Raw genomic sequence first — 15,898 nt, 5'->3', positions numbered from 1 at the left:
CCATGGCGACGGTAGGTTGAGAGCGGCGCGGGGGAGAGTGAGCGGGGACAGAGGGATGCCTCTATAGCGCTTTGTAGGGCGCAGGAGGGCTGGGAGAGACGGGGGGCGGAAATAAACAAAAACCCGCAGATTGCTTCAATACTCGGTGCGGGTTTTGTTTGATTTGGAATAAATCAGGTCTTAATCAGATTTTTGCCTGCATGCCGAGCTGCATCATCAGCTCGCACACGCCGGCCGGCACGGCATCGCTGAAGTAGAAGCCCTGCATCTTCTCGACGCCCAGTCCTTGCAGGAAACGGGCGCTTTCGAGCGTCTCAACCCCTTCGACCACCACTTCGAGCCCGAGCGCCTGTCCCATCTGCACGATGGCATGCATGATGCGGCGGCCTGCTTCGGTGTTGAGCCGCGCGGTGAACGAGATATCCACCTTGAGGATATCGATCGGCATATCGTGCAGTTGCGACAGCGAGGAATAACCAGTACCGAAATCGTCGATGGCGATCTTGAAGCCGGCGTTGTGGAATTCCTTCAGATGGCGCGACTGGCGCGAATAATCGGTCAGCGCGAGGCTTTCGGTGATCTCGATCACGATATCGTCGGGCCGCAGCTCGAACTGACGCAGCAGACCCAGCAGATTGTGGATCAGCTTGGGGCTGAACAGCTGGTTGCGCGAGACATTGATCGCCAGACGCTGGCTGAGCCCGCGCTGGCGCCAGCCCTTGAGCTTGGTCAGCGCCTGCACCATCACCTGTTCCGACAGCTCCTGGATCAGGCCCAGCCGCTCGGCCATCGGGATGAACACCTGCGGACTGACCCAGCCGGTCTTGTCGTCGTGCCAGCGGACCAGCGCCTCGACCGAGCTGACTTCGCCGGTGCGGGCATGGACCAGCGGCTGATAGAAGACTTGCAGCTCGTTATCGAGCACCACATTGTTGAGACGGGTCTGGATCGCCATATGCTCGCGGCCCAGGGTCTTCAGATGCATGATGTCGCTGTAGAACTGGACGTTGTTCCGGCCGGCCGACTTGGCGTGATACATGGTGCTGTCGGCAGCCGACATCAGCTCGTCGCCGTTCTCGGCATTGTCGGGGAACACCGCGATACCGATCGAAATGGTCGGGCGGGTTTCGATGCCATCGAGCAGCACGCCCTGGCGGGCGATTTCGCGCAGCCGTTCGGCAATCGACACCAGCGCGCTCTGATCGGGCAGATCGGGCAGCAGCACCACGAATTCATCGCCGCCCCAGCGGGCCAGCACATCCTCTTCGCGCAGTACGCTCTTGAGCTGCTTGGCGATGATCACCAGGGTCTTGTCGCCGGCATGGTGGCCGAAGGCATCGTTGATCTGCTTGAAATGGTCGAGGTCGATAAAGCCCAGGCCGACCTTGGTATTGTTGCGACGGGCGCGCGAGATGGCCTGATGGAGCAGGTCGTCGAGCAGCATCCGGTTGGGCAGGCCGGTCAGGCCGTCGTAGAGCGCGAGCTTGCGGATATGGCGCTCGTTGAGATGCATCTCGGTGACATCGTGCAGCACGCCGCGCAGGCTGGCGACCTGGCCGTCGATGCCGCGATGGGCAATCAGCCGGGCTTCGAGCCAGAGCGGGTCGCTGTCTTCGCGCAGCAGCCGGAAACGCAGGCTGGACGGCTGACCATCGGCCGCCACCCGGGCCAGCGACGCGGCGACTTCGATCTTTTCTTCCTCGTGGACCCGATCGAACAGCGAGCGGCCCAGTTCGCTGCCGAGCTGGCTGCGGGCCAGCCCGCACAGCTTGGTCCAGGCCGGCGTCGCGTTGAGCAGACGGCCGTCGGGGCTGAGGTCGACCACTGCTTCTTCGAGCAGGTTAAGAGTTTCTTCCATCGCGCGGCGCTGCGCTTCCTCGCGCATCAATTCGGTCGCGTCGCGCACCAGCGCCACCACATGGCGGCGGCTGCCGTCCTCGCTTGGGACCGGTTCGAGCCGGCCGATGAAATAGATCGAGCCGTCGAGCTTGGGCACGATAAATTCGACCTGCTCGGAACGGCCCGATTTGACCACCCGGTCCAGCGCCTGGCGGAAGCACCAGGCCATATCCTGCGGAAAGGCTTTTTCGAGCGGCAGGCCGGTCAGGTCGGTGCTGGGCAGGGCGCTATGGTGCGACCAGACATTGACCAGCAGACCGTCGCCGTCGAGTTCGAACACCATGTCTTCCGTGGCACCGACCAGCGCCTTGAGGCGGGTCTCGTTGGCGCGCAGGCGGCTGACGGTTTCCTGCTTGGCCAGCGACAGCGACAGATAGTTGGCCAGGGTGGACAGCAGCCGGGCGTCGAGCGGGGTGCGCTGACGCGGCGACTCGGGCATCAGCATCGCGATGAAGCCGATCAGCTCGCCGCCGTCGAGCAGCGGCACGCACAGCACATGCTGGGCACTGAAGCGGCTGAGCAGGATCTGGGCGGTGGGCAGCAGTTCGCTGATGCGGCGGATCAGCATCAGGCCGGCCACCAGGGTGTCACGCAAGGGGCGGTAGTGGCCGTAATCGATCTGCGACAGCTCGGCGACCACCTCGGACGGCATCGGCGTATCGGGGTGATGCCATAGGGCGACCCGACGGGCTTTCAGCTCATTGGGCCGGTTACGGTACAGCGCCGCCACGGTGGCCTTGCAAGCGCGCGCCAGCGCTTCGAGCACCCGGGCCAGCGGATCGTGGCCCGGGTCGATCAGCAGCGTGCTGGCGGCATCGAGCGCTTCCAGGTAGTCGCGCGTCGAAGCCAGTTGTTGTTGCAACAGGACGTCGTGATTGCGCCGCGCTGTCATAGAAATTCCCCAATTGCGAGGCGCGTCGTCATAGCCGTATCACTCAGGTGGTGGACGCACCGGAAGAAACCGTCATTATTCCCCTGCTGTCGGGAATTGCAACCCATTTGTCATGACGGGTCGGCAGTCAGTTTCTCCGGCGGCGTCACCACTTCGCTGAAACCACATTCTTTCTGCGGACAGACCTTCTCGACCCCGCGCCGCTTAGTGGTCTTGAGTGTCAGGATAGGCCAACCGCACTGCGGGCACGGCTCATTAATCGGTGGGTTCCAAGTCGCGTACTTACACTTGGGATAAGTATTGCAACTGTAGAACAGCTTGCCGTAACGCGACTTGCGTTCGATCAAGTGGCCGTTCTTGCACTCGGGACAGACCACCCCGGTGTCCTTGGGCGGTTCGAGCGGTTCGATATGGCGGCATTTCGGGTAATTGGCGCAGCCGATGAACTTGCCATAGGGGCCCGACTTGACCACCAGCTGACCGCCATCCTGCGGACAGCTACGGCCTTCGATCACCGTAGGCGGTGCCTCTTCGGCCTTGTCTTCGGCGGTCTCGTTGAGATTGCGGGTGTAGTCGCACTCAGGATAGCCCGAACAGCCGACGAAACGGCCACGGCGGCCGAGCCGGATCAACAGCGGCTTGGCACACTTGGGACAGGTCTCGTCGAGCGCTTCCTGGGTCACTTCGCTGCGCTTCAGCGCCTGCTTTTCCTCGATCTGGCGGGCAAAGCCCTTCCAGAATTCCTCCAGCACCGGAATCCAGTCGCGGCTGCCATTGGAGATTTCATCGAGCTTGTCTTCGAGCTTGGCGGTGAAGTGGTAGTCGACGTACTGGGTGAAATGTTCGGTCAGGAATTTATTGACCACCTCGCCCGTATCGGTCGGCACGAAGCGCTTCTTGTCGAGCACCACATATTCGCGATCCTTGAGGGTCGAGATGATCGAGGCGTAGGTCGAAGGACGGCCGATGCCATACTCTTCGAGCGCCTTGACCAGACTGGCTTCCGAATAGCGCGGCGGCGGCTGGGTGAAGTGCTGCTCGCCCGACAGCTTGTCGACCGGCACTTCATCGCCGACTTCGAGCGGCGGCAGCTTGGCGTCGTCCTCGCTGTCGCTGTCGTCCACGCCTTCCTGGTAGACGGCGATGAAACCCGGGAACACCAGCACCTGGCCGCTGGCGCGGAACAGGCCGGCGCCGACCCGGATATCGACCCCGGTGGTATCGAACTTGGCCGGGGCGATCTGGCAGGCCAGCGTGCGCTTCCAGATCATCTCGTACAGCTTGAACTGCTCGGCGCTGAGGAAGGGCTTGACCGAGTCGGGAGTGCGGGCGATCGAGGTCGGACGGATCGCCTCGTGCGCCTCCTGGGCATTCTTGGCCTTGCTCTTGTACACCACCGGGTTGGCCGGCAGATACTCGGGCTCGAAATGCTGGCCGATATAGTCGCGAATCTCGGCGACAGCCTCGTTGGCCAGTGCCACCGAGTCGGTACGCATATAGGTGATCAGACCGACCGTACCCTGACCGATATCGATGCCCTCGTAGAGCTGCTGGGCAGTGCGCATGGTGCGGTCGGTGGTCATGCCGAGCTTGCGCACGGCTTCCTGTTGCAGGGTCGAGGTGGTGAACGGCGCGGCCGGGCTGCGGCTTTTGCGTTTCTTCTCGACATTGGTGACGGCAGCGGGATGGCCTTGCAGGCCGGCCAGAATGGAGGCCTGGACCGCTTCGGTGGGGATATCGAACTGGTCGAGCTTGTTGCCCTGCCATTCGGTCAGCCGGGCGCGGAATTTCTGCCGGCCCTTATGGCTGTCGAGATGGATGGTCCAGTATTCCTGGGCGGTAAAGGCGCGGATTTCGGTTTCGCGCTCGCAGATCATCCGCAGCGCCGGGCTCTGCACCCGACCGGCCGACAGGCCCTGACGGATCTTGCGCCACAGCAGCGGCGACAGATTGAAGCCGACCAGATAGTCGAGCGCACTGCGTGCCTGCTGGGCATTGACCAGATGGGCGTCCACATCGCGTGGGTTGGCCACGGCGGCCTTGACTGCCGATTCGGTGATCTCGTGGAACACTACCCGTTTGACGTACTTGTCGTCGAGCACCCGCTTGCCACGCAGGATTTCCAACAGGTGCCAGGAGATCGCCTCGCCTTCGCGGTCCGGGTCAGTGGCCAGGTAGACGTTGTCGGCTTCCTTGACCGCGCTGACGATGGCTTCGACATGCTTGGCGTTTTTCGGGATCACCTGGTACTTCATGGCGAAGTTGTGATCGACATCGACCGAGCCGTCTTTCCGGACCAGTCCGCGGACATGGCCGTAAGAGGCCAGGATGTCGAAATCCTTGCCGAGGTACTTCTTCAGCGTTTTCGCCTTCGAGGGCGATTCGACGATCAATAAATTCTGGGCCATGGTCACTCCGCAGCGGTCGCCTTCGATCGGGGGCGCAATGTTAGGAACAATTTAGGCAGGCCGGCAAGCGAACAACAAGCGTTTCGCATAATAGAACGGCCGGCGAATGCCGGCCGCGGCTGGGCTGGACGGGTTTTTAATGCATGACGGCGGGTTCGCCGGAATACAGGATTTCTTCAATCAACAGATTGGCCAGGTCGTCGCCCTGGCGCCAGAGCAGCATCAATGCCACCCGTTTCATCGCCTCTTCATCGACCCGGGCCGGGCCATGACGGATCAGCCAGTCGAGCAGAATTTCACGCTGCCCGACCGTCAGGGCACCCGAGCCAGCCAGGTAATGGAAGAAGGCCTGGGCTTCTTCGGTCATCCGTGCGGCTTCGCGTGGATGGAGGATGCGGACCGCGTCGCTGCCCAGTTGCTCAAGCTCGTTGCTGTCGAGCTGAGCCAGCTCGTTGAGCCAGTCGAGCGCCTCGTCGATATCGCTGCCTTCAAAGCCGGCAGCAGCCAGACGGCGGGCCAGGGTGGAAGCGTCGGGGCAATCCTCGGGACTGTAATATTGCTCGAAAAGATAAGCGAGTATGTCGTACATGAGTACCTCGACGGCGGTAGGGAACGCCTGGAGCGAACGGTTCAGACCACTCGCTGGTAGCGTCCACCGGGCAGTTTGACCAGCCGCCCGGCCAGTTCCAGGGGCAACAGCATCGCGTAAGCCTGTTCTACCGTCAAGTTGGTGCGGGCGCATAAGGTTTCAAGATCGACAGGTTCAAAACCCAGTGCGCTGAGCAGGGCCTCTTCCTCGGCCGAGCCGGGCGTCGCCGGCCGCAGTGGGGCGGGGCTGCCCAATTCGTCCAGGATATCGGCGGCGCTCTCCACCAGCTTGGCGCCTTGCTTGATCAGGGCATGACAGCCCTTGGACAAGGTGGAATGAATCGAGCCGGGCAGCGCAAATACCTCACGCCCCTGCTCGGCCGCCTGGCGGGCAGTAATCAGCGAACCGCTCTGCAAGGCTGCCTCCACCACCAGCACACCGCGTGCCATCCCGCTGATCAGCCGGTTACGGCGTGGGAAATGGCTGGGATGGGCAGGGGTACCGAGCGGGAATTCCGACAGCAGGGCGCCGCCGGTGGCGATACGATGGGCCAGGGCGTGATTGGCGGCCGGATAGACGCTGTCAAGGCCGGTACCGACCACGGCCAGGGTCGAGCCGGGGCCGGCCAGGCCACCGCGATGGGCGGCGGCATCGATGCCAAGTGCCAGGCCCGACACGATGGTCCAGCCGGCCTGCGACAGGCTGTTGGCGAAGGCTTCGGCATCATCGGCACCCTGCTGGCTGGCATGACGGCTGCCAACCACTGCCAGCATGGGCGAATTGAGCAGTTCCGCCCGGCCCTTGAGATACAGAACGGGGGGCGGGTCGGCGGTATCGAGCAGCAGGCGGGGATAATCGGGGTCGGCCAGCGTGATCAGCCGGTTGGCTGGATCATCGAGCCAGGCCAGGCTGTGTGCCAACAGATCCGGGTCGGGGCCGGCGCGCACGGCGGCAACCACCTGCTCAGGCAGATGGGCCCGCAGCGCGGCGGCACCGGCGTCGAGCACTGCGCGCGGCGAACCGAACGCCTGCAACAGCTTGACGGTGCGGATGGGACCGAGCCCTTTGATCAGGCTCAGTCCCAGCCAATCAGCGCTGTCGGCGTCGTGCACCGGTCAGAACGGCTTGCGGACTTCGTCTTGCAGATGGACCGGCTGGGTCGAGTCGAGCAGCAGGCCGTAGGAGATACGCGGGAATACCCGGTAAACCATCAGATTGCCGATCTTCTCCGACGGGGTGTAGCGCACCGGTTCCTTGTCGTCCTCACGCTTGAGCTGGCGCGGAGCGCTCATGGTGAACAGCACGTTGCCCGGCTCCAGACCATGCTCGGCACCACGGTTGATCACCAGTGTGGTGTAGGTGCCGGCATCGTTGACGCCGTTGTAGGTCGAGATCACCTTGCCGCGCACATCGTTTTCCGGCACATGCGGAATATAGTTTTGCAGCTCGCGCAGCGGCTTGGCCACCAGACGGTCGCCCACCTGGATTTCCTGGGTGGAGGTGGTGATGCGCAGCGTGCTGACATCGCCGGTCGCCTCGACCACGGCCTCGCCCACATATTTGACTTCGTAGCCGAGCTGTTCTTTGGTGTCGGGGTCGACCAGATTCTTGCCCGCCTGGAAGATCTGGTAGGCATCGCCACGGTTGGCGCCCTCGATTCCCACGGCGTAGGCACGGTCGCCATTGGCCAGGATCACCCGCTCGTCGGGGCCAAGGCCGATGCGCGGTGCGCTCTTGAAGGTGGCGTTGTCGATCACCAGCGGCCGGGCCAGGAACGGCTCGAGCACTTCATAGGGGATGGTCGGGGCAGCCTGCGAATCGAACAGCTGGGTGATGCGGACCTTGGGGTCGATCTTCTGCTGGGCGCGGCGCCGGTCATTGGCGTCGTGGCGCAGCAGGCGCAGGCGCGGATCGCCGCCGGAACGGTCGAGAATGATCACGTCGCCGGGGTAGATCCAGTGCGGATTCTTGATTTCTTCTTTGTTCATCTTCCAGATCTGCGGCCATCTCCACGGATCTTTCAGAAACTTGCCGGAGATATCCCACAAGGTGTCGCCCTTGACGACGACATAGCGATCGGGCGCATTCTCTTGGAGACGAATTTCATCGGCATAGGCGAGGCCGGCGCACAGAAGTAGCGATATAATCGCTTTGGGTACGAGCCGGCGCGCACCGGAATGAGCGGACAACAGGCGCATGATGCGGTTCCTATGGTTCGCGCCAGGCGGCGCGGAGACTGCAGAATTATGCAATGGGCATGTTAAACCGATTGTCGAGATTCTGCATCTAATTATTTCTAGTAGCAAGCAAACATGGCGATACTGAACATTCTGCATTACCCCGACGAGCGGCTGCACAAGGTCGCAAAGCCGGTCGAGGCCGTGGACGACACCCTGCAGCAGCTGATCGACGATATGGCCGAGACCATGTACGCGGCCCCGGGGATCGGTCTTGCGGCCACTCAGGTCGATGTGCACCGCCGGCTGATCGTGGTGGACATCAGTGAAACCAAAGACCAACTCCAGGTTTTTATCAACCCGAAAATCATTACGGCCGACGGCCAATGCAGCTCGGAAGAGGGCTGTCTGTCGGTGCCCGGCATCTATGAGGAAGTGCAGCGTGCCGAGCAGGTGGTGGTCGAGGCGCTGGACCGCCACGGCAAGCCGTTCCGGCTCGAGGCGAGCGGCCTGCTTGCGATCTGCATCCAGCATGAAATCGACCATCTCGATGGCCGGGTCTTCGTCGAAAAGCTGAGCAAGCTCAAGCTCAACCGCATCATCAACAAGCTGAAAAAGAACCAGCGCAAGACCATGTAAAGCGGGGCTGCGCCTCGGTGGCGCGCCCTGGCTGTCCCGTCCTTCCCATTTCCCCCGCCGCCTATGAAGCTGATTTTTGCCGGAACGCCCGACTTCGCCGCCGACGCCCTTGCTGCCCTGATTGCAGCAGGTCATGAGATCGCCCTGGTGTTGACCCAGCCCGACCGTCCCGCCGGTCGCGGTATGAAGCTCGCGGCCTCGCCGGTCAAACAGTTGGCGGAACGCCACGGCTTGCCGGTCTACCAGCCCGAGCGGCTGCGCACAGCGGAGCAGCAGGCGCCCGTGGCCGCGGTCGGGGCCGATCTGATGGTGGTGGCCGCCTACGGCATCATCCTGCCGCAGGCGGTACTCGATCTGCCGCGCCATGGCTGCCTCAACATCCACGCCAGCCTGCTGCCGCGCTGGCGCGGCGCGGCGCCGATCCAGCGGGCGATCGAAGCCGGCGATGCCCAGACCGGCATCACCATCATGCAGATGGACGCCGGCCTCGATACCGGCGCCATGCTCAGTCTGCATCCGCTTGCCATCACCCCTTCCGATACCGCCCGCACCCTGCATGACCGCCTGGCCCGGCTGGGCGCCGAAGCCATCGTCACCACACTTGGCGATCTTGCCGCCCTTCAGGCCGCCGCCCGGCCGCAACCCGCGGACGGCGTCACCTATGCTGAGAAAATCCGCAAGGATGAAGCGGCCATCGACTGGCAGTTGTCGGCCGAACAGCTGGCCCGCCGGGTCCGCGCCTTCGACCCGTTCCCGGCCTGCACCGCCCGGTTGGGCGAGGAAACGCTCAAGGTATGGGCTGCCGAGCCGGTTGCCGCGCACGGTGAGGCCGGGACGGTGCTCGGCGTGGCAGCCGATGGCGTACTGGTCGCCTGTGGCGAGGGGGCGCTGCGCCTGACCGAGTTGCAGCGGCCCGGCGGTCGCCGTTTGCCGGTGCGCGATTTCCTGGCCGGCTGTCGTATCGAGCCCGGCATGCGTTTCGCGCTCGGCTGATTTTCCTGTCCGTTTTCTGCCCCGCCGGGGCTGTTGTTTTTCTATCCGGACCCGTCATGTATCAGACCCAACGCAACGCCAGCGAGGTGGTGGCCGCCGTGCTCGACGGCCGCAACCTGACCGACACCCTGAACGCGCTGTGGCGCCGCCAGCCTACGCTGGAGCCGCGCCAGCGCGCGGCGATCCAGGACATCAGCTACGGCACGCTGCGCCGTCTGGGCGAGATCCGCCATGCGCTCGACCGGCTGTTGAGCCGGCAGCTCGATGAGCCGCTGCTGTACTCGCTGCTGGCTACCGGCATCTATCAACTTGGCTGGGGTCGGGCGGCGCCTTATGCCGTGGTCGACCATGCGGTACGGGTGGCGGCGCAGATCGGCACGGGTCGGGCCAAGGGCCTGGTCAATGCGGTGCTGCGCAACTATCTGCGCCAGCGCGAGCAGTTGGCCGCCCAGGCCGCCACCGATGCGGTGGCGCGCTGGAATCATCCACAGTGGTGGATCCGCGCCATGCAGCGCCACTATCCCGAGCGCTGGGAAGCGATTCTGGAGGCCAATAACCAGCATCCGCCGATGAGTCTGCGCATCAACCGCCGCCGTGGCACGCCGGCCGACTATCTGGCGCGGCTCACCGAAGCGGGTATCGAAGCCCAACTGGTCGGCGAGAGCGGGGTGCGTCTGGTCGAGCCGGTGGGGGTAGACCGCCTGCCGGGCTTTCAGGACGGCGATTGTTCGGTCCAGGATCTGGGCGCGCAATGGGCCGCCCCCCTGCTCAATGTCAGCGACGGCATGCGAGTGCTCGACGCCTGCGCCGCCCCTGGTGGGAAAACCGGGCATTTGCTGGAACTCGCCGATCTCGACCTGACTGCGCTCGACCTTGACCGGCTCAGGCTCGACCGGGTGGCCTCGAATCTGAGCCGGCTGGGTTGCAGTGCCAAGCTCGCCGTCGGCGACGCGGCCAGGCCGGCTGACTGGTGGGATGGCCAACCGTTCGACCGCATCCTGGCCGATGTGCCCTGTTCGGCCAGCGGGGTGGTGCGGCGTCATCCCGATATCAAGTGGCTGCGCCGGCCTGACGACTTCGGCCGCTTTGCCGCCCAGCAGGCCGCCATGCTCGACGCCCTGTGGGGCTGTCTCAAGCCCGGCGGGCAGCTGCTCTATGTGACCTGTTCGGTGTTTCCGCAGGAAAATAGCGAGCAGATTGATGCCTTTTTGCAACGCCAACCCGAGGCACGCCGTTTGCCGCTGTCGAGCCTGCCGGCTGATGGGCAGTGTTTGCCCGATGCGGCCGGGGACGGTTTCTTCTATGCCCTGTTGGAGAAGAAGAGCTAAGTAGAGGCGTAGAAATAAATTTTTCTGCAAAAGCAGTGCAAGAACAGGTCTTAAACATCAAGAAAAATTATAATTTTAGGTAAGTCTTGCCTTGGCTGGAACGAACGGGCCGCCAGTCGGATCGACGCTAGCAGGTGTTGCACGCCTGAAACTGTTGTTGCGAAAAAGCACGCGGCAGGGCTAAATCTCGCCTTATGTCCCGTCCCGCCCCGTCCTTTCTGCTGGTGCTGTTGCGCCGACTGCCGTTTCTGCTGGCGGTCGCGCTGACGGTATCGGCCTGGGCGGGCGAGATTCGGGCGATCGATGCCGAAGGGCGCGAGCAGGAAGGGCGCTACAGCATCGACGCCCGTTTCGCGGTCAGCCTCGACCCAGTGCATGAAAATGCGCTGCTGGCCGGGGTACCGCTGACCTTTGCGGTCGAATTCACCTTGACCCATCCGCGCTGGTACTGGGCGTACCGGCGCCTCGCCGACTGGTTTGACGCCACGTCTCGGCTCGAATACCGGCTTTCCTACCATGCACTGACCCGGCAGTACCGGGTCGGAGTCGGTTCCCTCCATCTCAGTTTCGATACCTTGAGCGAGGCCCTGCGTGCGCTCGGGGTGGTACGCGACTGGCAGGTATTCGAGCGCGGCAGTCTGACCCGCAGTGCCGCGATTGCCGGCGAGCTGTCGATGCGGCTCGATCTGGCCAAGCTGCCCAAACCGCTACAACTGTCGCTGCTCGGCGACAGCGAGTGGCGCCTGCAATCGGACCCGGTGCGGGTCAATTTCGGCGAGGCGCGCTGAGACCATGCGCAATACGCTGCTGCTGATCGGTTCGCTGGCTGCCATTCTGGTATTTCTGCTTGCCACCGCCAGCGGCAACAACACCTTGTTCGGTCAGTATTACTGGTGGCTGGTGGCCCTCAATGCCCTGATGGCGGCCGGTCTGGGCGGTCTGGTGCTGACCCGGGTCGGCCGGCTGCGCCGCCAGGTCGCGGCGCGGATGTTCGGCTCGCGACTCGCCTGGCGCCTGACTCTGATGTTCGCGCTGGTGGCTGTGCTGCCGGGCACCTTGCTCTACACCCTCTCCGTTCAGTTCCTCGGTAAAAGCATCGAGACCTGGTTCGACGTAAGTGTCGACAAGGCGCTCGAACGCGGCCTCGATCTGGGCAAGCGGGCGCTCGACTTCTCGCTCAAGGACCTGCGCCAGAACGCCGACTTCATTGCCGACGCCCTGGCCGACGAGAGCGACAGCGGCGCCCAGACCCGCTTGAGCCAGTTGCGCGAGCAGGTCCATGTGCTCGAAGCGAGCCTGTTCGACGCACGCGGCCGGGTGATTGCCCATGTCGGCGACGAGCGCGCCAACCCGGTGCCCCTGGTGCCCGAGCGGGCGGTGCTCAAGAAGGTGATTCAGCAATTCCCCTATCGGGCACTCGAAACCACGCCTAACTATGGCCTGAGCCTGCGGGTGCTGGTACCCGTGAATCCCGGCCGGATCGGCGGTGAAGTCCGGGTGCTGCAACTGCTGCAACCGGTGCCGGCCGATCTGGCGCGCGACGCCGAGCTGGTCGAACAGGTGCGCAATGAATACAAGCTGCTGGCGCTGTCGCGCAATGGCCTCAAGCAGAGCTATGCGCTGACCCTGACCCTGGCCTCGCTGATGGCGCTGCTCGCGGCCGTGGTGCTGGGGATGTATTTGTCGGAAAAGCTGGCTGCCCCGCTGACCGTGCTGGCTGCCGGCACCCGGGCCGTGGCTCAGGGCGATTTCTCGCAGATGCAGCCGGTGGTCAGCCGTGACGAATTGGGCATCCTGACCCACTCGTTCAACCGGATGACCCGCCAATTGGCCGAGGCGCGCGCCCAGGTCGAACAGAAGCAGCGAGAACAGGAGGCGGCCAAAGCTTATCTGGAGACGGTGCTGGGCAATCTGACCGCCGGGGTGCTGGCGTTCGATGCCAATCATCAGCTGCGCTCGGGCAATGTCAGCGCCGAAGGGGTGCTCCATGTCGATCTGGAGCGGCTGGTGCTGCTCTCGCTCGATCAATGGAAGGATGAATACCCGCATCTGGCCGGTTTCGCGGCCGGCCTGGCCGAATCGCTGGCCCAGCAGGGGGAATGGCAGCGCGAACTCGATATCAAGCACGATGGCGGCGCCCGGATGCTGCTGGTGCGCGGCACGCGGCTGCCGATCGATGGCGAAGGCGAGGGTGGTGGCTCAGTGGTGGTCTTCGACGATGTCACCGATCTGCTGCGGGCCCAGCGCGATGCCGCCTGGGGCGAAGTGGCCAAGCGGCTGGCACATGAGATCCGTAACCCGCTCACCCCGATCCAGCTCGCGGCCGAGCGGCTCGAATTCAAACTGGCCGACAAGCTCGGCAGTGCGGATGCCGAGGTGCTGACCCGCTCGACCCAGACCATCGTGGCCCAGGTCGGTGCCCTGAAACAGATGGTGGATGCCTTCCGCGAATACGCCCGTCAGCCGGCGACCAAGCTGGCCCTGCTCGATCTGCGCGGGCTGATCCGCGAGGTCCTGGTGTTGTACGAGACAGCACCGTTGTTGCTGGAGGATGATGGGGCTGATCTGACCATTCTGGGTGACGCCACACTCCTGCGTCAGGTAGTGCACAATCTGCTTAAAAATGCCCAGGAAGCCGTGGGTGAACGTGCCGATGGCCGGATTCGAGTGAGGCTTGAGCGCAACAGTAAGTCGATTCGGCTTGCCGTGGAAGATAATGGCCCAGGTTTCGATGATGCAATTTTGCAACGAATTTTTGAGCCTTATGCTACAACCAAGAAAAAAGGCACTGGCCTGGGCCTCGCCATCGTGAAGAAAATCGTGGACGAGCACCACGGGCAGATTGCCGCTTTCAATATGGATACGGGCGGCGCCGCCGTTCGTATCGATTTCCCCCCGGCCCCTGCGGCCGCAACGTCGTGAACCGTATCCGGACGAGGAGAGAACACAGTGGGTAGTAACGACATCCTGATCGTCGACGACGAAATCGGCATCCGCGAGTTGCTCTCGGAAATTCTCCAGGACGAAGGCTACCGTGTGGCCATCGCCGAGAATGCCACCCAGGCCCGACAGATTCGTAATCAGGGCCGTCCGGCACTGGTGCTGCTCGATATCTGGATGCCCGACACCGATGGCGTGACCCTGCTCAAGGAATGGGCGAGCAACGGCCAACTGACCATGCCCGTGGTGATGATGTCGGGCCATGCCACCATCGATACGGCGGTCGAGGCCACCCGCATCGGCGCCTTCGATTTCCTGGAAAAGCCGATCGGTCTGCAAAAGCTGCTGGCCACCGTCAAGCGGGCGCTCAAGCACGGCGAGATGCAGCCCAAGCCTGACAATTCCCTGGCGGCGCTCGGCAAGAGCCCGCTGATCCTGATTCTTAAAAAACAGCTCGACCAGGCGCAAAGCCTGAGTCTGCCGCTGCTGCTCACCGGCGAGCCCGGTAGCGGCTTTGTGGCCTGTGCCCGTTATCTGACTCCACCCACCGCCCCGTTCATCGCGCCCGACAGCCAGGAAGCCCTGGTCGATTCGGGTGCCGAACTGGTGCAGCGGGCGGCCAACGGCACGCTGTTCCTGCGCGATATCGGCCACTATGAGCGGCGCACCCAGACTGCGTTGGTGCAGTTGCTGCCGCGACTCGACAAGCACAATGTCCGTCTGCTGTGCGCCACCAGCCGCAGTCTGCCCGAGCTGATCGACCGGTTCGACCCGGCGCTGTTCACCTATCTGTCGCAACTGGTGATTCCGCTGCCGCCGCTGCGCGAGCATCGCGACGATATTCCTGAACTGGCCGAGCACATCCTTGCCGGCGTGGTCGAGTCGAGCCAACTGACTGCCCGCCGTTTCACCTCGGCGGCGCTCAATGCATTGCGCCAGCACGATTGGCCGGGCAATCACGAGCAACTGCACAATATCGTCAAGAGTCTGGCGCTGACCGCCAGCGAGTCCGAAATCGACGCCGGTCCGGTCAACCGGGTGCTGGCCCAGTTTTCGCCGCCGCGTCCGCAGACGATCACCGTCTCCGGCCCGCAGTTCAATTTCGACCAGCCTCTGCGCAATGCCCGCGATGAGTTCGAGCGGGCCTACTTCGAGCACCATATCGGGCTCGAGGGCGGCAATATGAGCCGGGTGGCCGAGAAGGTTGGGCTGGAGCGGACTCACCTCTACCGCAAGCTCAAGCAACTGGGCGTGCAGGTGGTCAAGAAACAGCGTTGATGTCGCCTGCCCTGGCGCAGCCTCTGGCCGTGGCAAGTGGCGCCGCCCTGGGCGCCTTGCTGCGCTGGGGGTTGGGCGTCTGGCTCAATCCGCTGTTTGCCCGGCTGCCGCTTGGTACGCTGTGCGCCAATCTGCTCGGCGGCTACCTGATCGGGGTAGCCGTTGCCGTTTTTGCCTGGCAGACCGAACTGTCGCCGGCCTGGCGGCTGTTTGCGATCACGGGTTTTCTTGGCGGGCTGACCACCTTTTCCACGTTTTCCAGCGAAGTGGTCGGGTTGATGCTCGATGGCCGCTGGGGATGGGCAAGTGCGGCGGCGGCCATGCACCTGTTCGGCTCGCTGGGGCTGACCTTGTTGGGGGTGGCAACGGTCAGCCTGCTGCGGCAGTGGTTGGCTTAGCATTTAGAAAAAAACAAGAAAAATATCTGCAAGGAAGGCAGCCGATTATTTAAATAAATAGTCTCTATCTGCCACACCCACCCCACTCATTCCCGCCTCTCCCCGCCGTCCTCCACTCCACCCCCAAGCAACTCTATCGCCCTCTCAAGCCTGGACCCAGCTTTCAGGACATTGCTGGAAAACTCGGATTCAGAAAGATCAGCACAGCGAACTGGAGAGGCATCGTCAACAGCGCCATGAAGAGGCGGTGGGGCGTTAGCGCATTTCCAGCCCATTCGGAGTCAGCGGGTCCGGCACTCAAAGCGCAGGTGTGCCGCGCCTCACCAGGTCTAGCGGCGACGCCGATTCAAATGGACA

The 15,898-nt window shown here is 63.4% G+C and carries 12 protein-coding genes; 7 read left to right on the top strand and 5 right to left on the bottom strand.

From position 1 onward, the window contains the following. Window positions 1-184: 184 nt before the first annotated feature. The 5 genes from ACFOW7_RS11205 to ACFOW7_RS11185 all read right to left on the bottom strand — a co-directional run bounded on the left by ACFOW7_RS11205 (window position 185) and on the right by ACFOW7_RS11185 (window position 7,776). Window positions 185-2,791: a bifunctional diguanylate cyclase/phosphodiesterase gene (locus ACFOW7_RS11205; protein ID WP_378164171.1), complete on the bottom strand. Its 2,607-nt coding sequence runs from the start codon at window positions 2,789-2,791 to the stop codon at window positions 185-187. Window positions 2,792-2,901: 110 nt separating this feature from the next. Next, the gene (gene topA / locus ACFOW7_RS11200) at window positions 2,902-5,199 is read right to left on the bottom strand and encodes a type I DNA topoisomerase (protein ID WP_378164170.1); all 2,298 of its coding nucleotides are present in this window, start codon (window positions 5,197-5,199) and stop codon (window positions 2,902-2,904) included. A gap of 136 nt (window positions 5,200-5,335) precedes the next feature. Beyond that, a complete protein-coding gene (locus ACFOW7_RS11195) occupies window positions 5,336-5,788 on the bottom strand; it encodes a DUF494 family protein (protein ID WP_378164168.1) in 453 nt (150 codons plus the stop codon). 41 nt (window positions 5,789-5,829) lie between these two features. Next, the gene (gene dprA / locus ACFOW7_RS11190) at window positions 5,830-6,900 is read right to left on the bottom strand and encodes a DNA-processing protein DprA (RefSeq protein WP_378164166.1); all 1,071 of its coding nucleotides are present in this window, start codon (window positions 6,898-6,900) and stop codon (window positions 5,830-5,832) included. 3 nt (window positions 6,901-6,903) lie between these two features. Next, on the bottom strand, window positions 6,904-7,776 hold the full coding sequence (locus ACFOW7_RS11185) for a LysM peptidoglycan-binding domain-containing protein (protein ID WP_449252224.1): 873 nt from the start codon (window positions 7,774-7,776) through the stop codon (window positions 6,904-6,906). Between the two features lie 324 nt (window positions 7,777-8,100). On the opposite strand from ACFOW7_RS11185, the gene def reads away from it, so the two are divergent. The 7 genes from def (at window position 8,101) to crcB (ending at window position 15,541) form a co-directional block, all read left to right on the top strand. After that, window positions 8,101-8,604, top strand: coding sequence for a peptide deformylase (gene def / locus ACFOW7_RS11180; protein ID WP_378164162.1), 504 nt, complete (start codon window positions 8,101-8,103; stop codon window positions 8,602-8,604). 63 nt (window positions 8,605-8,667) lie between these two features. Next, entirely contained in the window at window positions 8,668-9,597 is a 930-nt protein-coding gene (gene fmt / locus ACFOW7_RS11175) for a methionyl-tRNA formyltransferase (protein WP_378164160.1), read from the top strand. Between the two features lie 56 nt (window positions 9,598-9,653). Beyond that, window positions 9,654-10,925 carry a 16S rRNA (cytosine(967)-C(5))-methyltransferase RsmB gene (rsmB, locus tag ACFOW7_RS11170; RefSeq protein WP_378164158.1) on the top strand — a complete coding sequence of 424 codons (1,272 nt, stop codon included), beginning with the start codon at window positions 9,654-9,656 and terminating at the stop codon, window positions 10,923-10,925. A 194-nt stretch (window positions 10,926-11,119) separates the two neighbouring features. Continuing rightward, window positions 11,120-11,713: a DUF4390 domain-containing protein gene (locus ACFOW7_RS11165; protein ID WP_378164156.1), complete on the top strand. Its 594-nt coding sequence runs from the start codon at window positions 11,120-11,122 to the stop codon at window positions 11,711-11,713. A 4-nt stretch (window positions 11,714-11,717) separates the two neighbouring features. Further along, complete coding sequence (locus tag ACFOW7_RS11160; protein WP_378164154.1) at window positions 11,718-13,847, top strand: sensor histidine kinase; 2,130 nt, start codon at window positions 11,718-11,720, stop codon at window positions 13,845-13,847. A 27-nt stretch (window positions 13,848-13,874) separates the two neighbouring features. Further along, window positions 13,875-15,143: a sigma-54-dependent transcriptional regulator gene (locus ACFOW7_RS11155; protein ID WP_378164152.1), complete on the top strand. Its 1,269-nt coding sequence runs from the start codon at window positions 13,875-13,877 to the stop codon at window positions 15,141-15,143. After that, window positions 15,143-15,541 carry a fluoride efflux transporter CrcB gene (gene crcB, locus ACFOW7_RS11150; protein WP_378164150.1) on the top strand — a complete coding sequence of 133 codons (399 nt, stop codon included), beginning with the start codon at window positions 15,143-15,145 and terminating at the stop codon, window positions 15,539-15,541. The genes ACFOW7_RS11155 and crcB overlap by 1 nt, the downstream gene beginning before the upstream one ends. Window positions 15,542-15,898 lie beyond the last annotated feature (357 nt).

Source organism: Chitinimonas lacunae (genome assembly GCF_042650885.1).
Lineage (GTDB): Bacteria > Pseudomonadota > Gammaproteobacteria > Burkholderiales > Chitinimonadaceae > Chitinimonas_A > Chitinimonas_A lacunae.
This window is presented reverse-complemented; position numbering and strand designations above follow the sequence as displayed.